19 protein-coding genes are annotated in these 21,647 nt (G+C 45.1%); all 19 read left to right on the plus strand.

The features are described 5' to 3' along the window. The first annotated feature begins 30 nt into the window (after positions 1–30). The 19 genes from AC25CA_RS05175 (at position 31) to ispD (ending at position 21,511) form a co-directional block, all read left to right on the plus strand. Positions 31–1,548 (plus strand): 2-isopropylmalate synthase, encoded by a 1,518-nt coding sequence (locus AC25CA_RS05175; protein ID WP_486815984.1) that lies wholly within the window; start codon positions 31–33, stop codon positions 1,546–1,548. Further along, positions 1,518–2,819, plus strand: coding sequence for a 3-isopropylmalate dehydratase large subunit (gene leuC, locus AC25CA_RS05180; RefSeq protein ID WP_486815985.1), 1,302 nt, complete (start codon positions 1,518–1,520; stop codon positions 2,817–2,819). Before AC25CA_RS05175 ends, leuC begins: the two co-directional genes overlap by 31 nt. Beyond that, a complete protein-coding gene (locus tag AC25CA_RS05185) occupies positions 2,819–3,313 on the plus strand; it encodes a 3-isopropylmalate dehydratase small subunit (protein ID WP_486815986.1) in 495 nt (164 codons plus the stop codon). The genes leuC and AC25CA_RS05185 overlap by 1 nt, the downstream gene beginning before the upstream one ends. After that, on the plus strand, positions 3,306–4,367 hold the full coding sequence (gene leuB / locus AC25CA_RS05190) for a 3-isopropylmalate dehydrogenase (RefSeq protein WP_486815987.1): 1,062 nt from the start codon (positions 3,306–3,308) through the stop codon (positions 4,365–4,367). Before AC25CA_RS05185 ends, leuB begins: the two co-directional genes overlap by 8 nt. 789 nt (positions 4,368–5,156) lie before the next feature. Next, positions 5,157–5,399 (plus strand): ACT domain-containing protein, encoded by a 243-nt coding sequence (locus AC25CA_RS05195; RefSeq protein WP_486815988.1) that lies wholly within the window; start codon positions 5,157–5,159, stop codon positions 5,397–5,399. A 13-nt stretch (positions 5,400–5,412) separates the two neighbouring features. Next, on the plus strand, positions 5,413–5,649 hold the full coding sequence (locus AC25CA_RS05200) for an ACT domain-containing protein (protein ID WP_486815989.1): 237 nt from the start codon (positions 5,413–5,415) through the stop codon (positions 5,647–5,649). A gap of 100 nt (positions 5,650–5,749) precedes the next feature. Next, complete coding sequence (ilvC, locus tag AC25CA_RS05205; protein WP_486815990.1) at positions 5,750–6,751, plus strand: ketol-acid reductoisomerase; 1,002 nt, start codon at positions 5,750–5,752, stop codon at positions 6,749–6,751. A 33-nt stretch (positions 6,752–6,784) separates the two neighbouring features. After that, entirely contained in the window at positions 6,785–8,446 is a 1,662-nt protein-coding gene (ilvB, locus tag AC25CA_RS05210; protein WP_486815991.1) for a biosynthetic-type acetolactate synthase large subunit, read from the plus strand. A gap of 490 nt (positions 8,447–8,936) precedes the next feature. Next, a complete protein-coding gene (locus AC25CA_RS05215) occupies positions 8,937–9,182 on the plus strand; it encodes an ACT domain-containing protein (protein WP_486815992.1) in 246 nt (81 codons plus the stop codon). A gap of 1 nt (position 9,183) precedes the next feature. Then, complete coding sequence (gene ilvC, locus AC25CA_RS05220) at positions 9,184–10,185, plus strand: ketol-acid reductoisomerase (protein ID WP_486815993.1); 1,002 nt, start codon at positions 9,184–9,186, stop codon at positions 10,183–10,185. After that, a complete protein-coding gene (gene ilvD / locus AC25CA_RS05225; RefSeq protein WP_486815994.1) occupies positions 10,178–11,833 on the plus strand; it encodes a dihydroxy-acid dehydratase in 1,656 nt (551 codons plus the stop codon). Before ilvC (AC25CA_RS05220) ends, ilvD begins: the two co-directional genes overlap by 8 nt. Before the next feature lie 11 nt (positions 11,834–11,844). Further along, positions 11,845–13,500: a biosynthetic-type acetolactate synthase large subunit gene (gene ilvB, locus AC25CA_RS05230; protein WP_486815995.1), complete on the plus strand. Its 1,656-nt coding sequence runs from the start codon at positions 11,845–11,847 to the stop codon at positions 13,498–13,500. Positions 13,501–13,624: 124 nt separating this feature from the next. Further along, entirely contained in the window at positions 13,625–14,797 is a 1,173-nt protein-coding gene (locus tag AC25CA_RS05235; protein ID WP_486815996.1) for an ROK family transcriptional regulator, read from the plus strand. After that, on the plus strand, positions 14,794–15,957 hold the full coding sequence (locus AC25CA_RS05240) for a galactokinase (protein ID WP_486815997.1): 1,164 nt from the start codon (positions 14,794–14,796) through the stop codon (positions 15,955–15,957). Before AC25CA_RS05235 ends, AC25CA_RS05240 begins: the two co-directional genes overlap by 4 nt. Further along, positions 15,954–17,450 carry a UDP-glucose--hexose-1-phosphate uridylyltransferase gene (locus tag AC25CA_RS05245; RefSeq protein WP_486815998.1) on the plus strand — a complete coding sequence of 499 codons (1,497 nt, stop codon included), beginning with the start codon at positions 15,954–15,956 and terminating at the stop codon, positions 17,448–17,450. The genes AC25CA_RS05240 and AC25CA_RS05245 overlap by 4 nt, the downstream gene beginning before the upstream one ends. A 127-nt stretch (positions 17,451–17,577) precedes the next feature. Further along, the gene (gene radA / locus AC25CA_RS05250) at positions 17,578–18,939 is read left to right on the plus strand and encodes a DNA repair protein RadA (protein ID WP_486815999.1); all 1,362 of its coding nucleotides are present in this window, start codon (positions 17,578–17,580) and stop codon (positions 18,937–18,939) included. Between the two features lie 222 nt (positions 18,940–19,161). After that, complete coding sequence (locus AC25CA_RS05255) at positions 19,162–19,638, plus strand: CarD family transcriptional regulator (RefSeq protein ID WP_486816000.1); 477 nt, start codon at positions 19,162–19,164, stop codon at positions 19,636–19,638. 23 nt (positions 19,639–19,661) lie between these two features. Then, the gene (locus AC25CA_RS05260) at positions 19,662–20,759 is read left to right on the plus strand and encodes a PIN/TRAM domain-containing protein (RefSeq protein WP_486816001.1); all 1,098 of its coding nucleotides are present in this window, start codon (positions 19,662–19,664) and stop codon (positions 20,757–20,759) included. Positions 20,760–20,806: 47 nt separating this feature from the next. Further along, positions 20,807–21,511 carry a 2-C-methyl-D-erythritol 4-phosphate cytidylyltransferase gene (gene ispD / locus AC25CA_RS05265; protein WP_486816002.1) on the plus strand — a complete coding sequence of 235 codons (705 nt, stop codon included), beginning with the start codon at positions 20,807–20,809 and terminating at the stop codon, positions 21,509–21,511. Positions 21,512–21,647 lie beyond the last annotated feature (136 nt).

Raw genomic sequence — 21,647 nt, forward strand, 5'->3', positions numbered from 1 at the left:
AAAATAGAAAATTCGAAAGGAAGTGATGGCATGAGAAAAATTATAGTTTTTGATACAACCTTACGAGACGGAGAACAATCTCCTGGATGCAGCATGACAATAGCTGAAAAATTAAGAATGGCTCGCCAATTGGAAAAAATGGGGGTTGACGTTCTCGAGGCGGGATTTGCGATTGCTTCTGAAGGGGATTTTAAAGCCATTCAGGCGATATCGAATACTTTGAAGAATACCTCGGTTGCTTCTTTGGCACGTTCACTGCCGACTGATATCGATCGGGCATATCAAGCGATCAAAGGCGGCGTAGCACCAAGGATTCACACTTTTATTGCAACATCGGATATTCATTTGCAACATAAATTACGTATGACTCGTGAACAAGCCATTGAATCGGCAGTCGCTGCAGTCAAACACGCAAAGAATTATTTGTCTGATGTCGAGTTTTCTGCGGAGGATGCAACACGATCGGATTGGAACTATTTGACGAAAATTGTTCAGGCGGTCATTCAAGCCGGGGCAACCACCGTGAATATCCCCGACACCGTGGGTTACACGACGCCAGAAGAATACTTTGAATTGATCAGTCATTTGAAAAATACCGTGCCAAATATTGAGCAGGCTAGAATCTCGGTTCATTGTCATAACGATTTGGGCATGGGCGTAGCCAATAGCTGGGCAGCCATTCGAGCGGGCGCCGATCAGGTAGAATGTACCGTAAATGGAATTGGTGAACGGGCTGGAAACGCCGCTTTGGAAGAAATTGTAATGGCCATGCATACCCGACGGGAAAAGATGCAGGTGGAGTGTGGGATCGTTACATCGGAGATTGCAAGATCCAGCGAATTGTTATCATCGATTACCGGTGTAAAAGTGCAGCCGCACAAGGCGATTGTGGGTGCTAATGCTTTTGCTCATGAATCGGGCATTCATCAACACGGCATGTTGAGTAATCGTACGACCTATGAAATTATGACACCGGAAAGCGTGGGGATTAAACAAACCCGTTTGGTTTTGGGCAAACATTCTGGCAAACATGCCTTAAAGGATCGTATTAAGGAACTGGGTTATGAAATTCAAAAAGATGAGTTTGAAAAAATATTCGAGCAATTCAAGGCCCTTTGTGATCGCAAGAAAACCATTTATGATGATGATTTGGAAGCATTATTGGCAAGCAAGGTGGATGAAGCTGCTGAACATTATCGTTTGAACCGATTTGTGATTAACACTGGGAATGATATGACATCGACAGCAGCGGTTGTAATTGAGCACAAGGATGAAGTTATTGAAAAAGTAGCATTTGGAGACGGCCCAATTGATGCAGCCTACCAGGCAATTCGAAAGGTGATTCCAGCCGAAATTCAATTGATTGAGTATAATATTGATGCCGTAACAGGTGGCGGAGATGCCCAGGGCGAGGTTCGTTTAAAGCTTGAAATTGACGGAGAGCCGGTGTCCGGTCGTGGGGTTAGTACGGATATTATCGAGTCTAGCATCAAGGCATTCTTGCATGGTGTGAATCGATGGGAACAGCGAAAGGAGCGACAAGCATGAAAATGACCATGACACAAAAGATTTTTGCTCAAGCCTGCGGAAAGACCAAGGTGGAGGCCGGGGAGTTTATTTTGGCTAACCTGGATATTGTCTTAGGCAATGATATTACCACACCTGTTGCTCAAGACGCCTTTGAGCGAATGGAAGCGGGTAAGGTCTTTGATCAAGACAAGGTCGTGATCGTTCCGGATCACTTTACGCCAAATCGCGATATTCGCGCAGCCATGCAATGTCAAAAGGTAAGAAATTTCGCTCATGCACAAGAAATCACAAACTATTTCGAGGTTGGTCAAGTGGGCATCGAGCATGCCTTGCTTCCTGAAAAGGGATTGGTCAGTGCGGGACAGGTGATTATTGGAGCCGATTCCCATACCTGTACCTATGGCGCTTTAGGCGCTTTTGCCACCGGTGTTGGTAGCACCGATATGGCGGCGGGTATGGCCATGGGTAAGACTTGGTTTCGTGTTCCAGAAGCTATTCGAGTGGAATTGACGGGCACGATGCCCAAATGGGTATCGGGCAAGGATGTGATTTTGCATTTGATCGGCTTGCTGGGTGTTGATGGGGCAACTTATCAGTCTTTGGAGTTTGTGGGAGACGGCATCGCCAATCTTTCCATGGATGATCGTTTCACCATTGCCAATATGGCCATTGAAGCAGGGGCAAAAAACGGAATTTTCCCTGTAGATGAGAAGACTCTAGCCTATTTGAAGGAATCTGGAGCCAAGGAACCGAAGATTTTTGAAGCGGATCGGGATGCTGAATATGTGCGTGAGGTGAAAATCGATTTGGCTAGCTTGTCACCGACGGTAGCCTTTCCACATTTGCCGGAAAATACCAAACGAATCGAAGAGGTGGCAGAGATCGTCATTGATCAAGTAGTCATCGGATCTTGTACCAACGGACGTTTGGAAGATCTTCGCATGGCGGCCGAGGTGTTTAAAGGACGCAAGATTAAGAAGGGTGTGCGGGTCTTGATCTTCCCGGCAACCCAGAAGATCTATCGACAAGCCATGCATGCCGGATACTTTGATATCTTTCTGGATGCAGGCGCTGTGATTAGTCCTCCAACCTGTGGACCCTGTTTGGGTGGACATATGGGGATATTGGCAAAGGGCGAGCGTGCTGTTGCTACAACCAATCGAAACTTTGTGGGCCGCATGGGTCATGTGGAGTCTGAGGTGTATTTGGCTAGTCCGGCAGTTGCAGCGGAATCCGCCATTCAAGGAATCATCGCGGCACCAGGCACGTGGGCGAAGGAGGGCAAATAATGAATCAAGCATTTTGTTACGGGGATCATATCGATACCGATGTGATTATTCCCGCTCGTTTTTTAGATACCAGCGACGCCAAGGTCTTGGGCGGATATTGCATGATGGATTTGGATCCGGATTTTGTGAACCAAGTGAGTCAAGGGGATTTGATCGTTGCGGGTGAGAATTTTGGCTGTGGGTCTTCACGTGAGCATGCGCCTTTGGCTATTCTTGGCGCAGGAGTCAGTTGTGTCATTGCCAAGAGTTTTGCGCGAATTTTCTTTAGGAATGCCATCAATGTAGGCCTACCCATTGTGGCTTGTCCAGAGGCGGTAGAGGGGATTGAGAATGGTGATACCATTACCGTGGATCTTGCTGCCGGCATCATCAAAAATGAAACGAAGAACGCAAGGTGGCAGATGCCACCTTATCCGCAGTTTTTACAGGAATTGATTGCCATGGGTGGATTGGAAAACTACGTGAAGAAGCAGAAGGAGGGGCAAAATGTTTAAACTATGCGTTTGTCCTGGTGATGGAATTGGTCCCGAGGTCACAAAAGCTGCCATAGCGGTATTTGAGACACTTGCCAACCAGGCAGGAATTGATTATGAAATCAATGAGGCATTAATCGGTGGAGCGGCCATTGATGCAACGGGCCAACCCTTCCCTGAGTCAGCGAAGGTGCTTGCACTGGCATCGGATGCCGTATTTTTAGGCGCTGTTGGGGGAGACAAGTGGAATGAAATACCCGTTGCCCTTCGCCCGGAGCGGGGCCTTTTGGCCTTACGTTCAGCCTTGCAGACCTATGCCAATCTTCGACCGGTTCAAATGTTTGCTGGATTGGAAGATATGTCACCGCTGAAAGCGGACCGCATGAAAAATGGTATTGATATGGTGATTGTGCGAGAATTAACTGGAGGCATTTATTTCGGTGCCCGTCAAGAAGGTGATGATGCTGCCTCCGATGAGGAAAAATACACCCGAGAAGAAATTACTCGGATTGCCCATGTGGCATTTCAAACAGCCCAAAGCCGAGACAAAAGAGTGACCAGTGTGGATAAAGCCAATGTCTTGGCAAGTTCCCGCCTGTGGAGACGTGTGATGGAAGAAGTGGCTCGTGACTATCCTGATGTTGTTTTGGATCATCTTTACGTCGATAATGCCGCCATGCAATTGATCCGGGATCCCGGCCAATTTGATGTGATGGTGACCAATAATATTTTTGGAGATATCTTGTCTGATGAGGCGAGTGTTTTGGTGGGTTCTATCGGTCTCTTGCCTTCTGCTTCCATCGGAGAAAGCAAGGCTTTGTATGAACCCATTCATGGATCCGCGCCAGATATTGCAGGACAGGGAAAGGCAAATCCCGTAGCGGCGATTCTTTCTATAGCCATGCTTTATACCCACAGTTTGAAACGAAAGGACCTGGCTGAACAAATTGAAAAAGCCGTTTCTGCAGTTTTAGAAGGTGGCGAGCGTACCGGCGATTTGATGCAGCCGGGCTGCCAAATGCGAACAACTGAACAACTTACAGAGGCAATTGTCCGTGAAATTACGAAGAAATAACGATAACCGTAAAAGATTATTAAAAAAATGAAACAAAATGTGTTGACAAGGGGTGATTAGCCCCTTATAATCAGATTAATATTACGAATTGATTTACGAAACTGAACTTTCTGAAAGCAGTCTAAATTGGAGTGAAGATCATGAATGCAATGAACACAATCTTTTCAAACAATTTGAATATGCTCGTCCTCGTCTTGGTCCCTGTGCTCGTCGCACTCGTGGGCCTAGTCGTCGTGGTCGAAAATAAAATTCAAAATTGTTGCGAAAGATCGAACCCATTGTATCTATGTTAAATTTGGTAAAATATACCAAACGGGGCGTTCTTCGGAACGGCCCGTTTTTTTATATGAAAAAACATTTATCTCATTATTCTAAAGGAATACAAGTGGAGTAAAAATTATGAATACAATGAAATCGACTTTCTTAAACAACTTGAATATGACTGGCTCAAACGTGTCAGCATTAGCACTTCTCTTGGTCTGCCTACTCGTCGTAGTCGTGGACCTCTTCTGCGTGCTCGTGAATATGATCCTCGTCGATCGAGTCGTCGTCCTGAGAGAAAAAGTTCAACCTGTTTTCGAAAGAATGAACCCATTGTATCTGTGTTAACATGGATATGTATTTAAACGGGATGTTCTTCGGAACGTCCCGTTTTTTAATGCTGAATAGATCTTCGTTACACATTTAGCGGAGGGTTCAATCTGCTAATAAGTGGTGAAATGAAGATGGTCTGTCTGGAACAAGCTTCAAGGCAGAATTCATGTGATGAAGCCAAAGGAGGAAAAAACAATGCAAACAATTTATGCGAAATTGGACAAGGGAATGGATAGTTTTATCCGCGTATCCAATACCTTAAGACGAAAAGAATATGAAATTACTGGAATGAATTTGCAGGCAATCACCTCTGAAGCGGGCAGTCATGAAATGCATATTCATTTGCAGGGAAGCAATCCGATGACAGCCAATCGAGCCATGAGGCAATTGGCAAAATTGATTGATGTTAATTCGATTCAATTAATCAGGGAAGCCTAAGGAGGAGATAATCATGCAAACCATTTATGCGAAATTGGACAAGGGAATGGATAGTTTTATCCGCGTATCCAATACACTGAGAAGAAAAGAATATGAAATTACTGGAATGAATTTGCAGGCAATCACCTCTGAAGCGGGCAGCCATGAAATGCATATTCATTTGCAGGGAAGCAATCCGATGACAGCCAATCGAGCCATGAGGCAATTAGCAAAGTTGATTGACGTTAATTCGATTCAACTAGTCAAGTAAGCAGAGAAATAAACCCTATGACAGCCAATCAAGCCATGCGGAAATTAGCAAAGCTTGTTGATGTAACATCTATATAATTAACTAAGGAGGAAGTATAAAAATGGCGAAAATGTATTATGACGATGATGCGAAATTTGAGGTAATTGCAGGAAAAACGGTGGCGATCTTAGGCTTTGGAAGCCAGGGTCATGCTCATGCGCTGAACTTGAAAGAGAGTGGTGCTTCTGTAATCGTAGGTTTGTATGAAGGAAGTCGATCTTGGCCCAAGGCTGAGGAAATGGGATTACAAGTTATGACGGTTGCTGAGGCAACAAAAGCATCTGATGTAATCATGATGCTCTTGCCAGATACACGTCAAGCAAGTGTCTATGAAACAGAAGTTGCCCCTTATCTGGAAGCAGGAAAAGCCCTTGCTTTTGCTCATGGATTCAACATTCATTACAACCAAATTCGACCGCCCAAGGATATCGATGTATTTATGGTAGCACCTAAGGGACCGGGTCATTTGGTTCGACGTGTCTATCAAGAGGGTATGGGCGTACCGGCACTCTTCGCAATCTATCAGGATGCGACAGGCCAAGCGAGAGACATTGCTATGGCATACGCCAAAGGCATTGGCGCCATGAGGGCTGGTATCTTGGAAACGACTTTTATGGAAGAAACGGAAACGGATCTTTTCGGCGAGCAGGCAGTCCTTTGTGGCGGCGTGACCGAGTTGATCAAGGCGGGATTTGATACCTTGACTGAAGCTGGATATCAAGAGGAAGTTGCATACTTTGAGTGTCTTCATGAAATGAAGTTGATCGTTGACCTTTTCTATGAAGGTGGATTTGAAAAGATGAGAGACTCAATCAGTAACACAGCTGAGTATGGTGATTACGTAACAGGCACGCGAATCATCACCGATGATACCAGAGCGGAGATGAAATCAGTTTTGGCTGAAATCCAAGACGGTACCTTCGCAAAAAATTGGATTATGGAAAATCGAATCAATCAACCAACCTTTGTAGCGGCACGTCGCATTCAAAATGCACATCCAATTGTAGCGGTTGGAAAAAGACTTCGTTCTATGATGAGTTGGATCGGTGGGAAAGACGCGTAGGAATAGATCAGGTTAGAATAAAGGAGGGTCACGATGAAGGGCGCAGAAATCGTATTAGAAGTTTTGAAAAGAGAAAACGTTGAGCTCATGTTTGGATACCCGGGTGCAACCGTAATCCCTTTGTATGATGCCCTGTATCGTGCAGATGACGCCCCGCGTCATATTCGAACGGTTCATGAGCAGCATGCTGTTCATGCAGCGGACGGATACGCACGGGCTTCGGGGAAACCGGGGGTTTGCTTGGTGACAAGCGGTCCTGGTGCATCCAATACCATTACGGGATTGGCAAATGCCTACATGGATTCAATCCCCATGGTCGTCATTACTGGTCAAGTGCCCACATCCTTATTGGGCCAAGATGCCTTTCAGGAATTGGATATAACAGGGATTACTTTCTCGATTACTAAGCACAGCTATTTGGTGCGGCATGTTGATGAGTTGGCTCAAGTGATGACAGAAGCCTTTAAGATTGCATGCAGCGGTCGTCCAGGACCTGTTTTGGTTGATATTCCTAAGGATATCTTCTTGGCGGAGACAAGACCCGATTGGAAGGCTATCGATCAGATTCAGGGAGAAATTTTTGACACGTCTCTTGGCCATGAAATCAAGGAAGCGGTTCAAATGATCAAGGAGTCGGAAAGACCAATTATCTTGGCCGGCGGTGGTGTAAGAATGTCAGGTGCGGAAGCAGAATTGGTTGCATTTGCCGAGAAGACACAGATTCCGATTGCCAATAGCCTGATGGGTTTGGCTACCATTGATCGCGCAAATCCTTTGTCGATAGGCATGATCGGGATGCATGGTCATAAGCATGGTAATTTGGCGGTGACTCAAAGTGATTTGATCTTGGCCATCGGTACACGGTTTAGCAATCGTGTAGTTGGCAAGCGTAGTAGTTTTGGAAAGAACGCCAAGATTATTCATATCGATTTGGATCCCACAGAATTTGGAAAAGTAGTCGAACATAGCTTGGCCATACCCGGGGATGTCAAAGCGATTTTGACTGAAATGACAGAGGCTGTTTCATCCGCTGAGCGTCCAGTCTGGTTGCAACGCATTCGTGATTGGCAAAATGGAGAGGCTTCTAATCGAGAGGTCGGATTCACACCGAAAAACATCTTAAGACAGATTAATCAGGCGACTGATCCTCGGGCGACTTTGGTTACAGATGTGGGCCAGCATCAAATGTGGACTGCGCAGTATTGGGATTTTAAACAGTCGGAAGATTTTATTACTTCTGGGGGACTTGGTACTATGGGTTTTGGTGCGGGAGCAGCCATTGGAGCTTCTATGGCAAAGCCGGGGCATCCAACGATCTTGATTACGGGTGACGGAAGCTTTCGGATGTCAACCCCGGAACTTTTAACGATTGCACGCTATCAATTACCAATTTTCATTGTGGTTATGAACAACCGAGCCTTAGGCATGGTGAGACAATGGCAATATCTTTTTGGCGATGAGCGATATGCTGAAACGGATACGGATGAAACCATGAGCTTTGAAAAACTGGCAGCTGTTTACGATATTCCGGGTGCAACAGTGAGTACAATGGAAGAATTACAGGCCGTTATGGATGGTCGTAAATGGGAAGGTGGACCTTTCTTGATGGAAGTTCGGATCGAGAAAACCCATCAAGTATATCCCATGGTGTCACCGGGAAAAACCATTGATCATGTCATCACGGAAAAAAAGTAAAAAGACCATCTTGTCATTCAGTTTCGTGATTCGGATCTGAGTGACAAGGTGTTTTTTGTTGTTGAAGAAGATAAAGATTGGACGAAAATGAGAGTTGACCAGCCCGGGAAAGCACTTGTCCGTGAAAAAACACAACAAAAAGCGTTTTCCTATCCAAATATTAAATAAAAGACACAATAGTCGTTGACAATCCCCGAATGGACCTATATAATTGCACTAATATCATTACATTTCAGAAATTGGTTGAAAATTGGAGAGAAAATCATGAATACTTTGAATAGCGTTTTTTCTAACAATTTGCATATAATTATTATTATTCTGGTCCTCGAGCTAATCGTGCTCGCGGGCCTAGACGTCGTGTTTAAAAAGAATAATTTGAATTGTTACGAAAGAAACCACCCACTGTATTTATGTTTAAATGAATAAACATGATCTAACGGGGCGTTCTTCGGAACGCCTCGTTTTTTTTGAATCCTAAGGAGGGAATAACATGCAAACAATCTATGCAAGATTAGACAAAGGAATGGATAGTTTTATCCGTGTAACCAGTACATTAAGAAGGAGAGAGTTTGAAATTACCGGTATGAATCTGCAGGCAGTTACCTCCGGTGAGGGTAGTCACGAAATGCATATTCAATTACAGGGAACACATCCGGAAACTGCGGAAAGAGCGATGCAGCAACTTGAGAAACTAGTCGATGTCACGTCGATTCAATTATTAAAGGAGGAAGTATAAAATGGCGAAAATGTATTATGATCAAGATGCAAACCTTGAGGTATTGACAGGTAAGAAAGTAGCGGTACTTGGATTTGGAAGCCAGGGACACGCCCACGCATTGAACTTGAAAGAGAGTGGTATCTCTGTAGTCGTTGGATTATATGAAGGAAGTCGATCTTGGCCCAAGGCTGAGGAAATGGGACTTGAGGTCATGACGGTTGCGCAAGCGACAGAGGCAGCCGATGTGATTATGATGCTCTTGCCGGATACCCGCCAAGCAAGTGTCTATAAAACGGAAGTTGCACCTTATCTTGCAGCAGGCAAAGCCCTTGCTTTTGCCCATGGATTCAACATTCACTACAATCAAATTCGACCGCCTAAAGATGTCGATGTATTTATGGTAGCACCTAAGGGACCGGGTCACTTGGTTCGACGTGTCTATCAAGATGGAAAAGGTGTTCCGGCGCTCTTCGCGGTTTATCAAGATGCGACAGGCCAAGCACAAGATGTTGCCATGGCATATGCCAAAGGGATTGGCGCCATGAGGGCCGGCATTTTGGAAACGACTTTTATGGAAGAAACTGAAACGGATCTTTTTGGTGAGCAGGCAGTCCTTTGTGGTGGCGTAACTGAGTTGATCAAGGCGGGTTTTGACACCTTGACTCAAGCTGGATATCAAGAAGAAGTTGCATACTTTGAGTGTCTTCATGAGATGAAGTTGATTGTTGATCTTTTCTATGAAGGCGGATTCGAGAAGATGAGAGACTCGATCAGCAACACAGCCGAGTATGGCGATTACGTAACAGGCACGCGAATCATCACCGATGATACCAGAGCGGAGATGAAACAAGTCTTGGCGGAAATCCAAGATGGGACATTTGCAAAGAATTGGATTATGGAAAATAGAATCAATCAGCCAACCTTTACAGCGGCACGCCGTATGCAGAACGCGCATCCAATTGTAGCCGTTGGAAAGAGACTTCGTTCCATGATGAGTTGGATTGGAGGGAAAGATGCGTAGTGATCGAGTAAAGGCGGGAGCGACGCGGGCACCGCATCGGTCTTTGTTAAAAGCAACAGGCTTGACTGACGAGGAAATCAGTCGCCCCTTGATTGGGGTGTGTAATTCATTTAATGAAATTGTCCCCGGGCATGTGGAACTTCGTCAAATTACAGAGGCGGTCAAGCGGGGTGTTTTGATGATGGGGGGAACCCCTTTGGAGTTTCCAGCCATTGCCGTTTGTGATGGCATTGCCATGAATCATGAGGGAATGAAGTATTCCCTGGTCAGCCGGGAAATTATTGCCGACAGCATTGAGGTTATGGCAAAAGCCCATGGACTTGACGGTCTGGTTTTGATCCCCAATTGTGACAAGGTTGTGCCGGGCATGCTGATGGCGGCTGCGCGGGTTAATATTCCGACCATGCTTGTCAGCGGTGGACCTATGCTAAAAGGGCGCTTTCATGATAAAAATGTGGATTTGATTACTGTTTTTGAAGGTGTGGGTATGGAAGCACTGGGACAGATGGAACTAAGCGAACTGAACGACTTGGAAAATGAAGCTTGTCCGACATGTGGATCTTGTTCCGGTATGTTTACCGCCAATTCCATGAACTGCATGACAGAAGCTTTGGGCATGGGACTTTCAGGAAACGGTACCATACCAGCTGTTTATGCCGCTAGAAAGCGTCTTGCCAAGGAAGCGGGCATGCGGGTTATGAACCTTGTGGAGAAACAAATTAAACCGCGGGATATTATGACGTCGGAAGCCTTTAAAAATGCATTGGCTGTAGATATGGCTTTGGGATGTTCAACCAATACCGTACTTCATTTGACGGCGATCGCCAAAGAGGCAGAGGTGGAGATGAATCTGGATTTGATTAATGAAATCAGCCAGTCGACACCCAATCTTTGTCGTTTGAGCCCAGCCGGTGAGCAGCATATCGAAGACCTTTATCACGCAGGTGGCATTCAAGCCTTGATGAAGCGATTATTGGAGGGTGGCAAGATCAATCCAAGCGTTCAGACTGTATACGGCGAACCCATGGGCCATGTGCTTGAACATGCTAGAGTAAAAGATAACTCCGTAATCTATACCATGGAGGAACCCTATTCTCAAACTGGAGGAATTCGGGTTTTAAAAGGAAACTTGGCACCCAAGGGCGCGGTTGTCAAGCAATCGGCGGTAGCAAATTCCATGATGCAAGTGGAAGCGCGGGCGCGGGTATTTGATTGTGAAGAAGATGCGGTAGAAGCGATCTTGGCAGGCCATATCCTTGCTAATGATTGTGTGGTTATTCGCTATGAAGGACCAAAGGGTGGTCCCGGCATGAGAGAGATGCTGACACCGACTTCAGCTTTGGCAGGGATGAACTTGGATGACAAGGTTTCTCTGATTACGGACGGACGTTTTTCTGGGGGAACCCGAGGTGCAGCCATTGGTCATGTGTCACCGGAAGCGGCTGACAATGGACCGATTGCATGGATTCAGGAAAATGATCGAATCAAAATCGATATTCCGGCTGGTGAATTGACCCTGATGGTTGACGATGAAGAATTGACGGCGCGTGCTGCCGCTTGGCAACCAAAGAAAGTAACGGTAACCGGATATTTAAAACGGTATGCAGCGATGGTGAAAGACGCTTCTGAAGGAGCGGTAATGTTTTAAGGAGGTAAACGATGAAGGGCGCAGAAATCGTATTAGAAGTATTTAAAAGAGAAAGCGTCGAGCTCATGTTTGGATATCCGGGCGGAGCGGTGATCCCTTTGTATGATGCCCTGCATCGTGCGGATGATGCTCCGCGCCATATACGAACGGTTCATGAGCAAAATGCTGTCCATGCCGCAGACGGATATGCGCGAGCGACTGGGAAACCAGGTGTCTGTATTGCAACAAGCGGTCCAGGCGCTTCCAATACCATTACGGGATTGGCAACTGCTTATATGGATTCCGTTCCCTTGGTGGTACTAACGGGACAAGTTCCGACGGCTTTATTAGGAAAAGATTCCTTTCAGGAATTGGATATAACGGGGATTACCTTCTCCATCACCAAGCATAATTATTTGGTGAGGGATGTAAACGATTTGGCTGAAGTCCTGACGGAAGCCTTTGAGGTTGCCTCTAGTGGCCGTCCAGGCCCCGTATTAGTTGATATTCCAAAGGATATTTTCTTGGCTGAGACGACACCTGACTGGGCAGCATTGGGTCAAGCGGCAGTTAAAGAAGCGGTAAAGGTGAATTACTCAGCAGAGATTCAAGAAGCCCTTGCTATGATTGAGTCGGCCAAACGGCCGGTGATTCTTGCCGGCGGAGGCGTTAAACTTTCTGAAGCGACGAAAGAACTTGTGGCCTTTGCTGAGAAAACTCAAATCCCCGTGATTAATACGCTGATGGGCTTGGGCACCATTGATCGGGCTCATGCTTTGTCTTTGGGCATGGTCGGCATGCATGGTTTTAAGCATGTTAACCTGGCGGCGTCTCAAAGTGATTTGATTCTTGCCATCGGCACGCGGTTTAGTGATCGTGTTGTCGGCAAGAGGGGATCTTTTGGGAAAAATGCTTCGATTATTCATATTGATTTGGATCCGACGGAATTCGGCAAAAATGTTCAACAGAGTTTGTCAATCCGAGGGGATGTGAAGAAAATTTTATGGGACTTGCTAGCGGTGGTGCCAAGTAGTGAAAGAGCGGATTGGCTGAATCATATTCAGAAATTGGAAAACAAATCTTCAGATCGGGCTCATGGATTTACACCGGCTAATATTCTTTCTGCTATCAACAAGGCTGTTGACCCGCGGGCGACGGTGGTGACCGATGTAGGTCAACATCAGATGTGGGCAGCACAGTTTTGGGACTTTAAGGAGTCGGTGAATTTTATTACCTCGGGCGGACTTGGTACCATGGGCTTTGGCCCGGGAGCGGCCATGGGTGCTTCTATGGCAAATCCGGATCAGACAACGGTTTTGATCACAGGGGATGGAAGCTTTCGCATGAGCGCTTCGGAATTGTTGACCATAGCCAAGCATGACATGCCGATCTTGATTGCAGTGATGAACAATCGAGCCCTGGGCATGGTGCGACAATGGCAGCAATTGTTTCAGGATGAACGGTATGCTGAAACGACAAATGACGAAGATATGAGTTTTGAAGCTTTGGCAGCTGTTTACAAAATTCCTGGAGCAACGGTGGATACGCTAGAGGAATTGGAAGCTGTTTTAAGGGAAAGAAAATGGGAATCGGGTCCTTTCTTGATGGATTTAAGAATTGAGAATACCCATAATGTGTATCCGATTGTGCCTCCGGGCAAACCTATTGATCAATTGATTACAGAATAGAGGAAAACATCCGGCAATCTTGTAGCTTTAGCTCAGGATTGACTGGGTGTTTTTTTGCTTTCTACTTGCAAGTTTGAATGACATTTTATATACTTTATTTATTAAATAAAGAAAGAGGATGATCATGCGCTATCAACGGTCCAACAAACGATTAATTAAACAAGTGAATCTTCGATCCATATTGCAATATCTTTGGCACCATAACTTGGCGTCACGGGCGGAAATCGCTAGATCCTTGCAATTGAATCCAGCGACCATTACCAATTTAACTCGAGAATTGAAAGATGAGGGCTGGCTTCTTGAAACGGGTGACGGTGATTCCTCGGGGGGGCGGCCCCCCGTTTTATTAAAGTTGAATCGTGAGATGATTCAAATGATCGGGGTGGATGTAGGGATTAAAAGTATGAAATTCAGCTTGGTTAATGGATTTGGAATCCTGTTGAAGTCTTGGCGAATCGAGGAGGCAGAGATTCAAACTGGAGATGATTTGCTTATGCATATAATGGAAGGGATTAAAAACCTACAGGTCAATATAAAGACTGTTTTGGGAATTGGGATCGGTATGCATGGACTCGTTGATCGAAAGCAGGGCATGATTCAATATGCACCAGCTTTCAAAGTGGAAGATTATCCGCTAGGAGAAAAGCTAGAGGCTGCATGGGGTTGCATGGTTGTACTTGATAATGATGTGCGCGCCATGGCTATGGCGGAACGATGGTTTGGATTGGCGCAGAATGTTTCTGATTTTTTCTTGATCAATCTTGGAGACGGGGTTGGCGGTGCTTTTGCCATGGGGGGTAGAATCCAGTCAGGCGGGGCTCAGATGGCTGGTGAGATTGGACATATTACCGTGCCTGATCATGATAAAGTACTTTGCAATTGTGGGAGGACAGGCTGTTTGGAAACCGAAATTTCAAGCGGTGCCCTGGCGAGGAAATATCGGAAAAGAACAGGAAAAACTTGTGAAAACGGAAAGGCTATTTATGACTATGCTTGTCAAGGCGACCCGGATGCAAAGGCGGTCTTTGCTGAAATGGGAGTACGTTTGGGACAAACCATGGGGCTTGTGGTGCAGCTCTTGAATCCGGAGCTGATTATTCTTGCCGGCGGAGTCAGTGGGGCATGGGATGTTTTTCAAACCTCCTTTTTATCAGAACTGGAAAGTCATTCCGTTTCCAGAACCTATCGAACGATACGAGTGGAACCGACTCGATTAGGGGGGGAAGCCGGAGTTTTAGGAGCGGCTACCTTGGTGATTGAGGAATGGATGGATAGTCATAAAGGAGAAATCGAATGAATCCAAAAGAGTTAATTCAAGTATTTGAGGATAAATTTGGCGCTGGCGGAGACCTACGTTTGTTTTTTTCACCGGGCCGTGTCAATTTAATTGGTGAGCACACCGATTACAATGGCGGAAATGTTTTTCCGGCTGCCTTGACTTTTGGTACCTATGCCGTAGTGAGAAGGCGAAGCGATGGGGTTTTGAAGTTTGCTAGCCTGAACCTGACTGATGAGGTTGAAAGGAAGCTTGATGACTTAACCCATGTCCCTGAGGACGGATGGACGAATTATCCAAAGGGAATGATTCAAATGTTAAAGGAAGCGGGATTAACTGTTGGCGGTGCAGAGTTTTTGTTTTGGGGAAATATTCCAAATGGTGCGGGGCTCTCGTCATCCGCTTCTCTTGAAGTTGTTACTGCCATTGCCATGAGGGGTCTTTATGGCGGACAAGCATCGAATCTAGAACTGGCTCTTTTGGCACAAAAGGCAGAGAATCAGTTTATAGGCGTGAATTGTGGGATCATGGATCAATTTGCCGTTGCCATGGGGAAAAAGGATCATGCCATTCTTTTGGATTGTGCGACCTTGCAGTTTAAATGGGTTCCTTTCCAAGTAAAGGACTATGAATTGGTGATTGCCAATAGCAACAAGAAACGCGGTTTGGCAGACTCGAAGTACAATGAGCGTCGCAGTCAATGCGAGGAAGCCTTGCGTCGGGTTCAGGCTCATCGTGATCTTGCTGCATGGGGTGCGATGACAGAGGCGGAGTTCGAAAGAGTAATTCCTTGGATTGTAGATCCGATTTTAGTGAAGCGTGCCCGCCATGCGGTAACTGAGAATCAGCGAACGTTACAGGCAGTAGAAACCCTACAAGCTGGAAATCTGCTAGCCTTTGGCCAATTGATGAATGCTTCACATTGTTCCCTTCGCGACGATTATGAAGTGACGGGCATTGAATTGGATGCCTTGGTGGAAGCGGCCTGGGCGCAGCCGGGGGTAATTGGCTCCCGTATGACAGGCGCTGGTTTTGGCGGCTGTACGGTTTCGCTGGTCAAACGAAAATGGGTAGAGCCCTTTATGGAAAATGTTGGAAAGTTATATCAGAAAAAAACCGGGTTGACACCGGATTTTTATCGCGTAGCCATTGGAGATGGGGCAAGGGAGTTGATTTTATGATGAGAATCAAGCTTGAAAAGTTGATTGCCTATGGTCGCGAATGGAAATTAATAGAAGATATTGATTTGCCTTATGTAAGAAATCGTCTCTTTGATCATACGGGATGCGAAGAAAAAGGACCATGGGAATCGAAAGAATCTTTTGAAATTCCAGAAATACCCCAATCGATTCTACAATCCCTTGTGGAGATCCAAGTTCAAATGGGGCTGGTGGAGAATCTTGACTCCTATCGTCAACGCTGGATGATGGACGCTATGGACATTTTGATGCCGCGTCCTTCCCAAGTAAAGCAACATTTTGAAGCCATAGAGCAAACTGAATCATCTGATGCTGCCTTATCCTATTTTTATGCCTTAAGTCAGAAGTCAGGCTATATTCAAATGGATCAAATTTCAAAGAATGAGGAGTGGATTGCAAAAACGGATTCTGGAGATTTGGAAATTACCATTAATCTTTCCAAGCCAGAAAAAGATCCAAAGGAAATCGCCCTACAGGCTAAGGAAAAGAAAAAGGGCTATCCGACCTGCGCTTTGTGCGTAGAGAATGTTGGTAATGGAGGTGATTTGCTGCATCCTGCAAGACGAAATCACCGTGTGATCCCTGTGATCCTGGCAGAAGAGGCGTGGAGTCTGCAATTCTCTCCTTATCTGTACTATCAGGAGCACTGCATTTGTTTGAATAATGTTCATCTTCCGATGAAAATCACAGAGACAAGTTTTGTGCGACTCTTTGATTTTGTCGATCGATTTCCAGGATATTTTATAGGATCCAATGCAGACCTGCCCATTGTTGGAGGCTCGATTCTGTCCCATGATCACTTTCAGGGTGGCCGGCATCTCTTCCCGATGATGAAGGCTGAGGAAATATACTTGTATTCAGCAGGAGAAGTAGACGTTTTTCGGGTGGAATGGCCCATGAGTGCGATACGTTTACGCGGCTATGATCGGGAAGCGATTATTGCCATGGCCGTAGGGATTCAGAAAGCATGGTGTAGGTACGACAATCCAGTTCTAGGAATTTTAGCGGAAACCGATCAGCTTCATCAAACGATCACACCTATTGTCAGAAAAGAAAATGAAGTGTATTGCATGGAAATTGTCTTGAGAAACAACCGGCAGAGTGCCCAATACCCTGATGGTATCTTTCATCCCCACCAAGCGTGGCACGCTATTAAGAAGGAAAATATCGGGTTGATTGAGGTAATGGGTCGCGCGATTCTTCCAGCGCGCTTGCAAAAGGATCGCATGGCTTTAGCAGCGTGGCTGATGGCTGATGATTCGAGGGCATTGCCCAAAGCCCTCAGTCATCATCAGGAGATGGTTGACCGATTTTTAGGGCGTAATCGAGCAGATGAAAAGGGTAAGGACGCCCTAGGACGAGTTGATCAAGCGATTGGCCTTGTTTTTGAGAAGGTTCTAGAAGACGCTGGGGTTTTTAAACAAACAAAAGATGGCATTCAAGCATTCGAAGCATTTATCCGATCGTGCCAATAAATGGATTTCATAATTTTACAATCAGGCATTTGTTTAAACCACCTTCTGTCTGCTGACCGACGGTTCATAAGAACAGGTGTTTTCTTGTTTTGAATTTGTTATACTAGGATGGAATGGGGGAGTAAAAATGGCAAAGATGCGAACCAAGTTTGTCTGTCAAAACTGCGCATATGAAAGTCCAAAATGGATGGGCCGCTGTCCTGGATGTGGAGAGTGGAACACCCTAGTGGAAGAAGCAGAGGAAATAAGATCGGCTGCGACTCGAAGTGCGAGAGCCTCGAGTAAGCCTCAGTCCTTGTCTGAAGTGAAGATGGGGCAATATACAAGGATCGATACGCGAATTAATGAGTTCAACCGAGTGCTGGGTGGTGGCTTGGTTCCTGGTTCCATGGTGCTAGTTGGTGGGGATCCAGGAATCGGTAAGTCAACAATTGTTTTGCAGGTAGCTACCCACTTGGCCAATCAAGGCTTGACGGTTTTGTATGTTTCTGGGGAAGAATCTGCAGAACAGCTGCGGATGCGGGCTGAGCGATTAGGTGCCTTAGAAGATTCCTTGTTGGTCTTGGCCGAGAATGATTTGGACCAGGTGGAGGTATCTATTGATTTGGAGAAACCGGATTGCCTGATTATTGACTCGATTCAGACCGTACATTCCATGCAAGTCACATCGGCGCCGGGAAGTGTGAGCCAGGTGCGGGAGTGTACCAACCGATTGATGCAGATCGCCAAAGGGAAACGAATCCCAACATTTATCATCGGGCATGTGACCAAACAAGGTAGCATTGCCGGACCCAGGGTCTTGGAACATATGGTTGACACCGTACTTTATTTTGAAGGCGATCGATACAATGCTTACCGAATTTTGAGGGCGGTTAAGAATCGATTTGGGTCTACCAATGAAATTGGAATGTTTGAGATGCGTACAGAGGGATTGGTGGAGGTAGAGAATGCTTCCGAATTCTTACTTAGCGAACGACCTGAACACGCTTCTGGATCTGTGGTGGTACCAAGTATCGAAGGAACACGACCCATGCTGGTCGAGATTCAAGCCCTTTTAAGCCAAACTGCTTTTGGAAATCCACGTCGGGTGGTCAATGGGATGGACCAGAGTCGAATTTTGTTGCAACTGGCTGTGTTGGAAAAACATTTGGGGATGCAAACACAAATCTTTGATGCCTACTTAAATTTGGCAGGCGGGATCAGTGTGAAGGAGCCGGCCCTCGATTTGGGAATTGCTGCTGCCATTGCTTCCTCTCTTAGAGATACAGCTATCGATCCGAGAATTGCGGTAATGGGAGAGATTGGATTGACTGGAGAAATTCGTAGCGTTCAATTTGCTGAGAAGCGTATTTTGGAAGCGGAGAAAATTGGGTTTTCCAAGGTGATTTTACCAAAATCAAATCTATCTCAGTTGGAAACATCATCTTTTTCCATCCAATTAGTCGGGGTGAAAACCATTCGTCAAGCGATCGATGCGATCTTTGAATGAAGCATACCCACACAAATGTAAGGAATTTATAAACATTTTTGAAAGATCCTTTTAAACGCTCTTTTCTGTGGTAAAATGAGGGAGATTACAAGGATCTTTCTTTTTTTTCATGAAAAAAACGCATCACATTCTTGACAATTTAAAAGTCCCTTGATATAATGCTTTTCTGTTTTATCCCACTTTATGGTATAATGGAATTAGTAGCCTAAAGGGAGGTATATTATGTTTAAAGTTGGGGATCAGGTTGTATATCCAAGCCATGGAGCAGGAACGGTTGAGGGTATTGAAGAAAAAACAGTCTTGGGAAAAAGACGGATCTATTTAATTATACAAATGCTTTCATCAGATTTAACGGTTTCAGTGCCGGAAGAACGTGCATTAGAGGTTGGATTACGTCCCGTTATTACGGAAGCGGAGATTGCAGCCGTTTATGATATTCTTACGTCTGAACAAACTGAAATGGAATCAAATTGGAACAAGCGCTTTCGAGCGAATATGGAAAAGATCAAGGGCGGAGATATTGCAGAAGTTGCAGATGTGTATCGCAATCTTTTTATACGAGATCGAGAACGCGGTTTATCGACAGGCGAAAGAAAAATGTTGTCAGATGTTCAGCAGATGCTGATCAGTGAGTTGGCTTTGGCCAGTGGAAAAGAAACAGATGTCATTCAAGTAGAAGTAAATGAATGTATCTCATAAAATAAGGTAAAGGAGGAAGTTCATTGTCGATCAAGAAAGTAATGAAATTGTTAATTTCCTTAGTGGGAATGACGATTGGGATCGGCGTCGGAAATTTTGTTTTCTTTCTATTTCCCGCAGTGGAGAAATTGTTTGGATCGGTTGCGTTATTATTTGGTTATTATGGCGTTTTCGCCCTGCTATTCGGAATTATTTTCTTTATAAGCTCAAACCGTTTAATCACGTTTTTTCAAGGGAAAATGGAAAGAATTGAACAGGACATGCGGAAGATTCCATTGGAGAATATACTTTTATCCGCTATTGGATTGATTTTGGGTCTGATTATCGCCTATTTAATTTCTAGTTTGGTGATGCAAATTCCGCGGGTGGGAGCCTATATTTCCATTGTGGTGTATGTGTTTTTTGCATACTTGGGTATTATGGTACCCTTGCAACGCAAGGATGATTTATTGGCCCTACAACAAAATTTTCAACGTTCTAGTAAAGAATCTAGTCGGAATCGGGCTAAGAAAAAGAAACGTGGATCGATTCCAAAGATCTTGGACACCAGCGTGATTATTGACGGACGGATTGCGGATATTTGTGAAACTGGTTTTTTAGAGGGTCCTTTAGTTGTGCCGGAATTCGTTTTGGGCGAGGTTCAGCATATTGCTGATTCTTCTGATGACTTAAAGCGAAAAAAGGGTCGAAGAGGGTTGGATATCTTAAATCGAATTCAAAAAGAACTGGACATTGAAGTACAAATTTCGTCGAAGGATTTTCCTGAGATTGCTGAAGTGGATTCGAAGTTGTTAAAGCTTTCCAAAGAATTGAACGGCAAGGTGGTAACCAATGATTACAATCTAAATAAGCTTGCACAATTTCAAGGGGTAGAGGTGTTGAATGTCAATGAGTTGGCCAATGCCGTTAAACCGATTGTTTTGCCGGGTGAAATGATGACAGCATTGATTATCAAAGAAGGAAAAGAAGCCAATCAAGGCGTTGCATATTTGGATGATGGTACCATGATTGTTGTTGAAAATGGACGACAATGGGTGGGACAGACCATTACTGTATCCGTTACCAGTGTTTTACAGACTGCGGCGGGCCGAATGATTTTTGCAAAAAGAAATCATCATTAGTGGTTCGATTTTATCGAACCACTTTTTTATGGAGGAAATAGAGAACCATGAGTTATGAAGGCAAGTTTATTTCTGCGGTTATACCTGCAGCGGGAATGGGCACACGGATGGAACATGATATGAATAAAATATTTATCATTATGGAGAATCGCCCCATCTTGGCGCATACCTTGGAAGCCTTTCAGAAATGTGAGGAAGTTGATGAGATTGTGGTTGTGGCGAAAGAGGAAGAATTGCCGTATATGCAGGCGGAATTCCAATTGGAATATCCATTTTCGAAGGTGAGAGCGGTTGTTGCTGGAGGGGAAACACGGCAGGATTCGGTGTTTAATGGATTGATGTCGGTGGATCCGGCGTGTGATATCGTTTTGATTCATGACGGTGCACGTCCTTTTGTCAATCAGCGGCTCATTCTTGACAGTATTAAAGGGGTGATTGAATATGGCGCTTGCGTTGTAGGCGTACCCGTGAAAGATACGATCAAGGTAATTGACCCGGAACGAAAGATTCGATACACGCCCCAGAGAAAGAGTCTTTGGACTGTACAAACTCCACAGAGTTTTGTCTATGAGTTTATTGTGGATGCTCATTTGCGTGCACAAGATGAAGAGATTAAGGCAACAGATGACAGTTCGCTGGTGGAACAGCTGGGCTATCCGGTTCATATGGTGATGGGAAATTATGATAATATTAAGATTACCACCCCGGAGGATTTGAAGTTTGCCAAGGCAATTTTATGGAATTGGAAATAACCCAGCGGAAGCTGGGTTTTTTTGTTTGGTTTTTTTGGGATTTTGTTTGGAATTATTTGGCGGGATGGTATGGTTCGTGGTATACTTTGGTTGTGAGAAAAGGTTTTCATTGGAAAATACGCCAAAATTGCCCGAA

This window comes from Gottschalkiaceae bacterium SANA, assembly GCA_036323355.1.
Lineage (GTDB): Bacteria > Bacillota > Clostridia > Tissierellales > GPF-1 > GPF-1.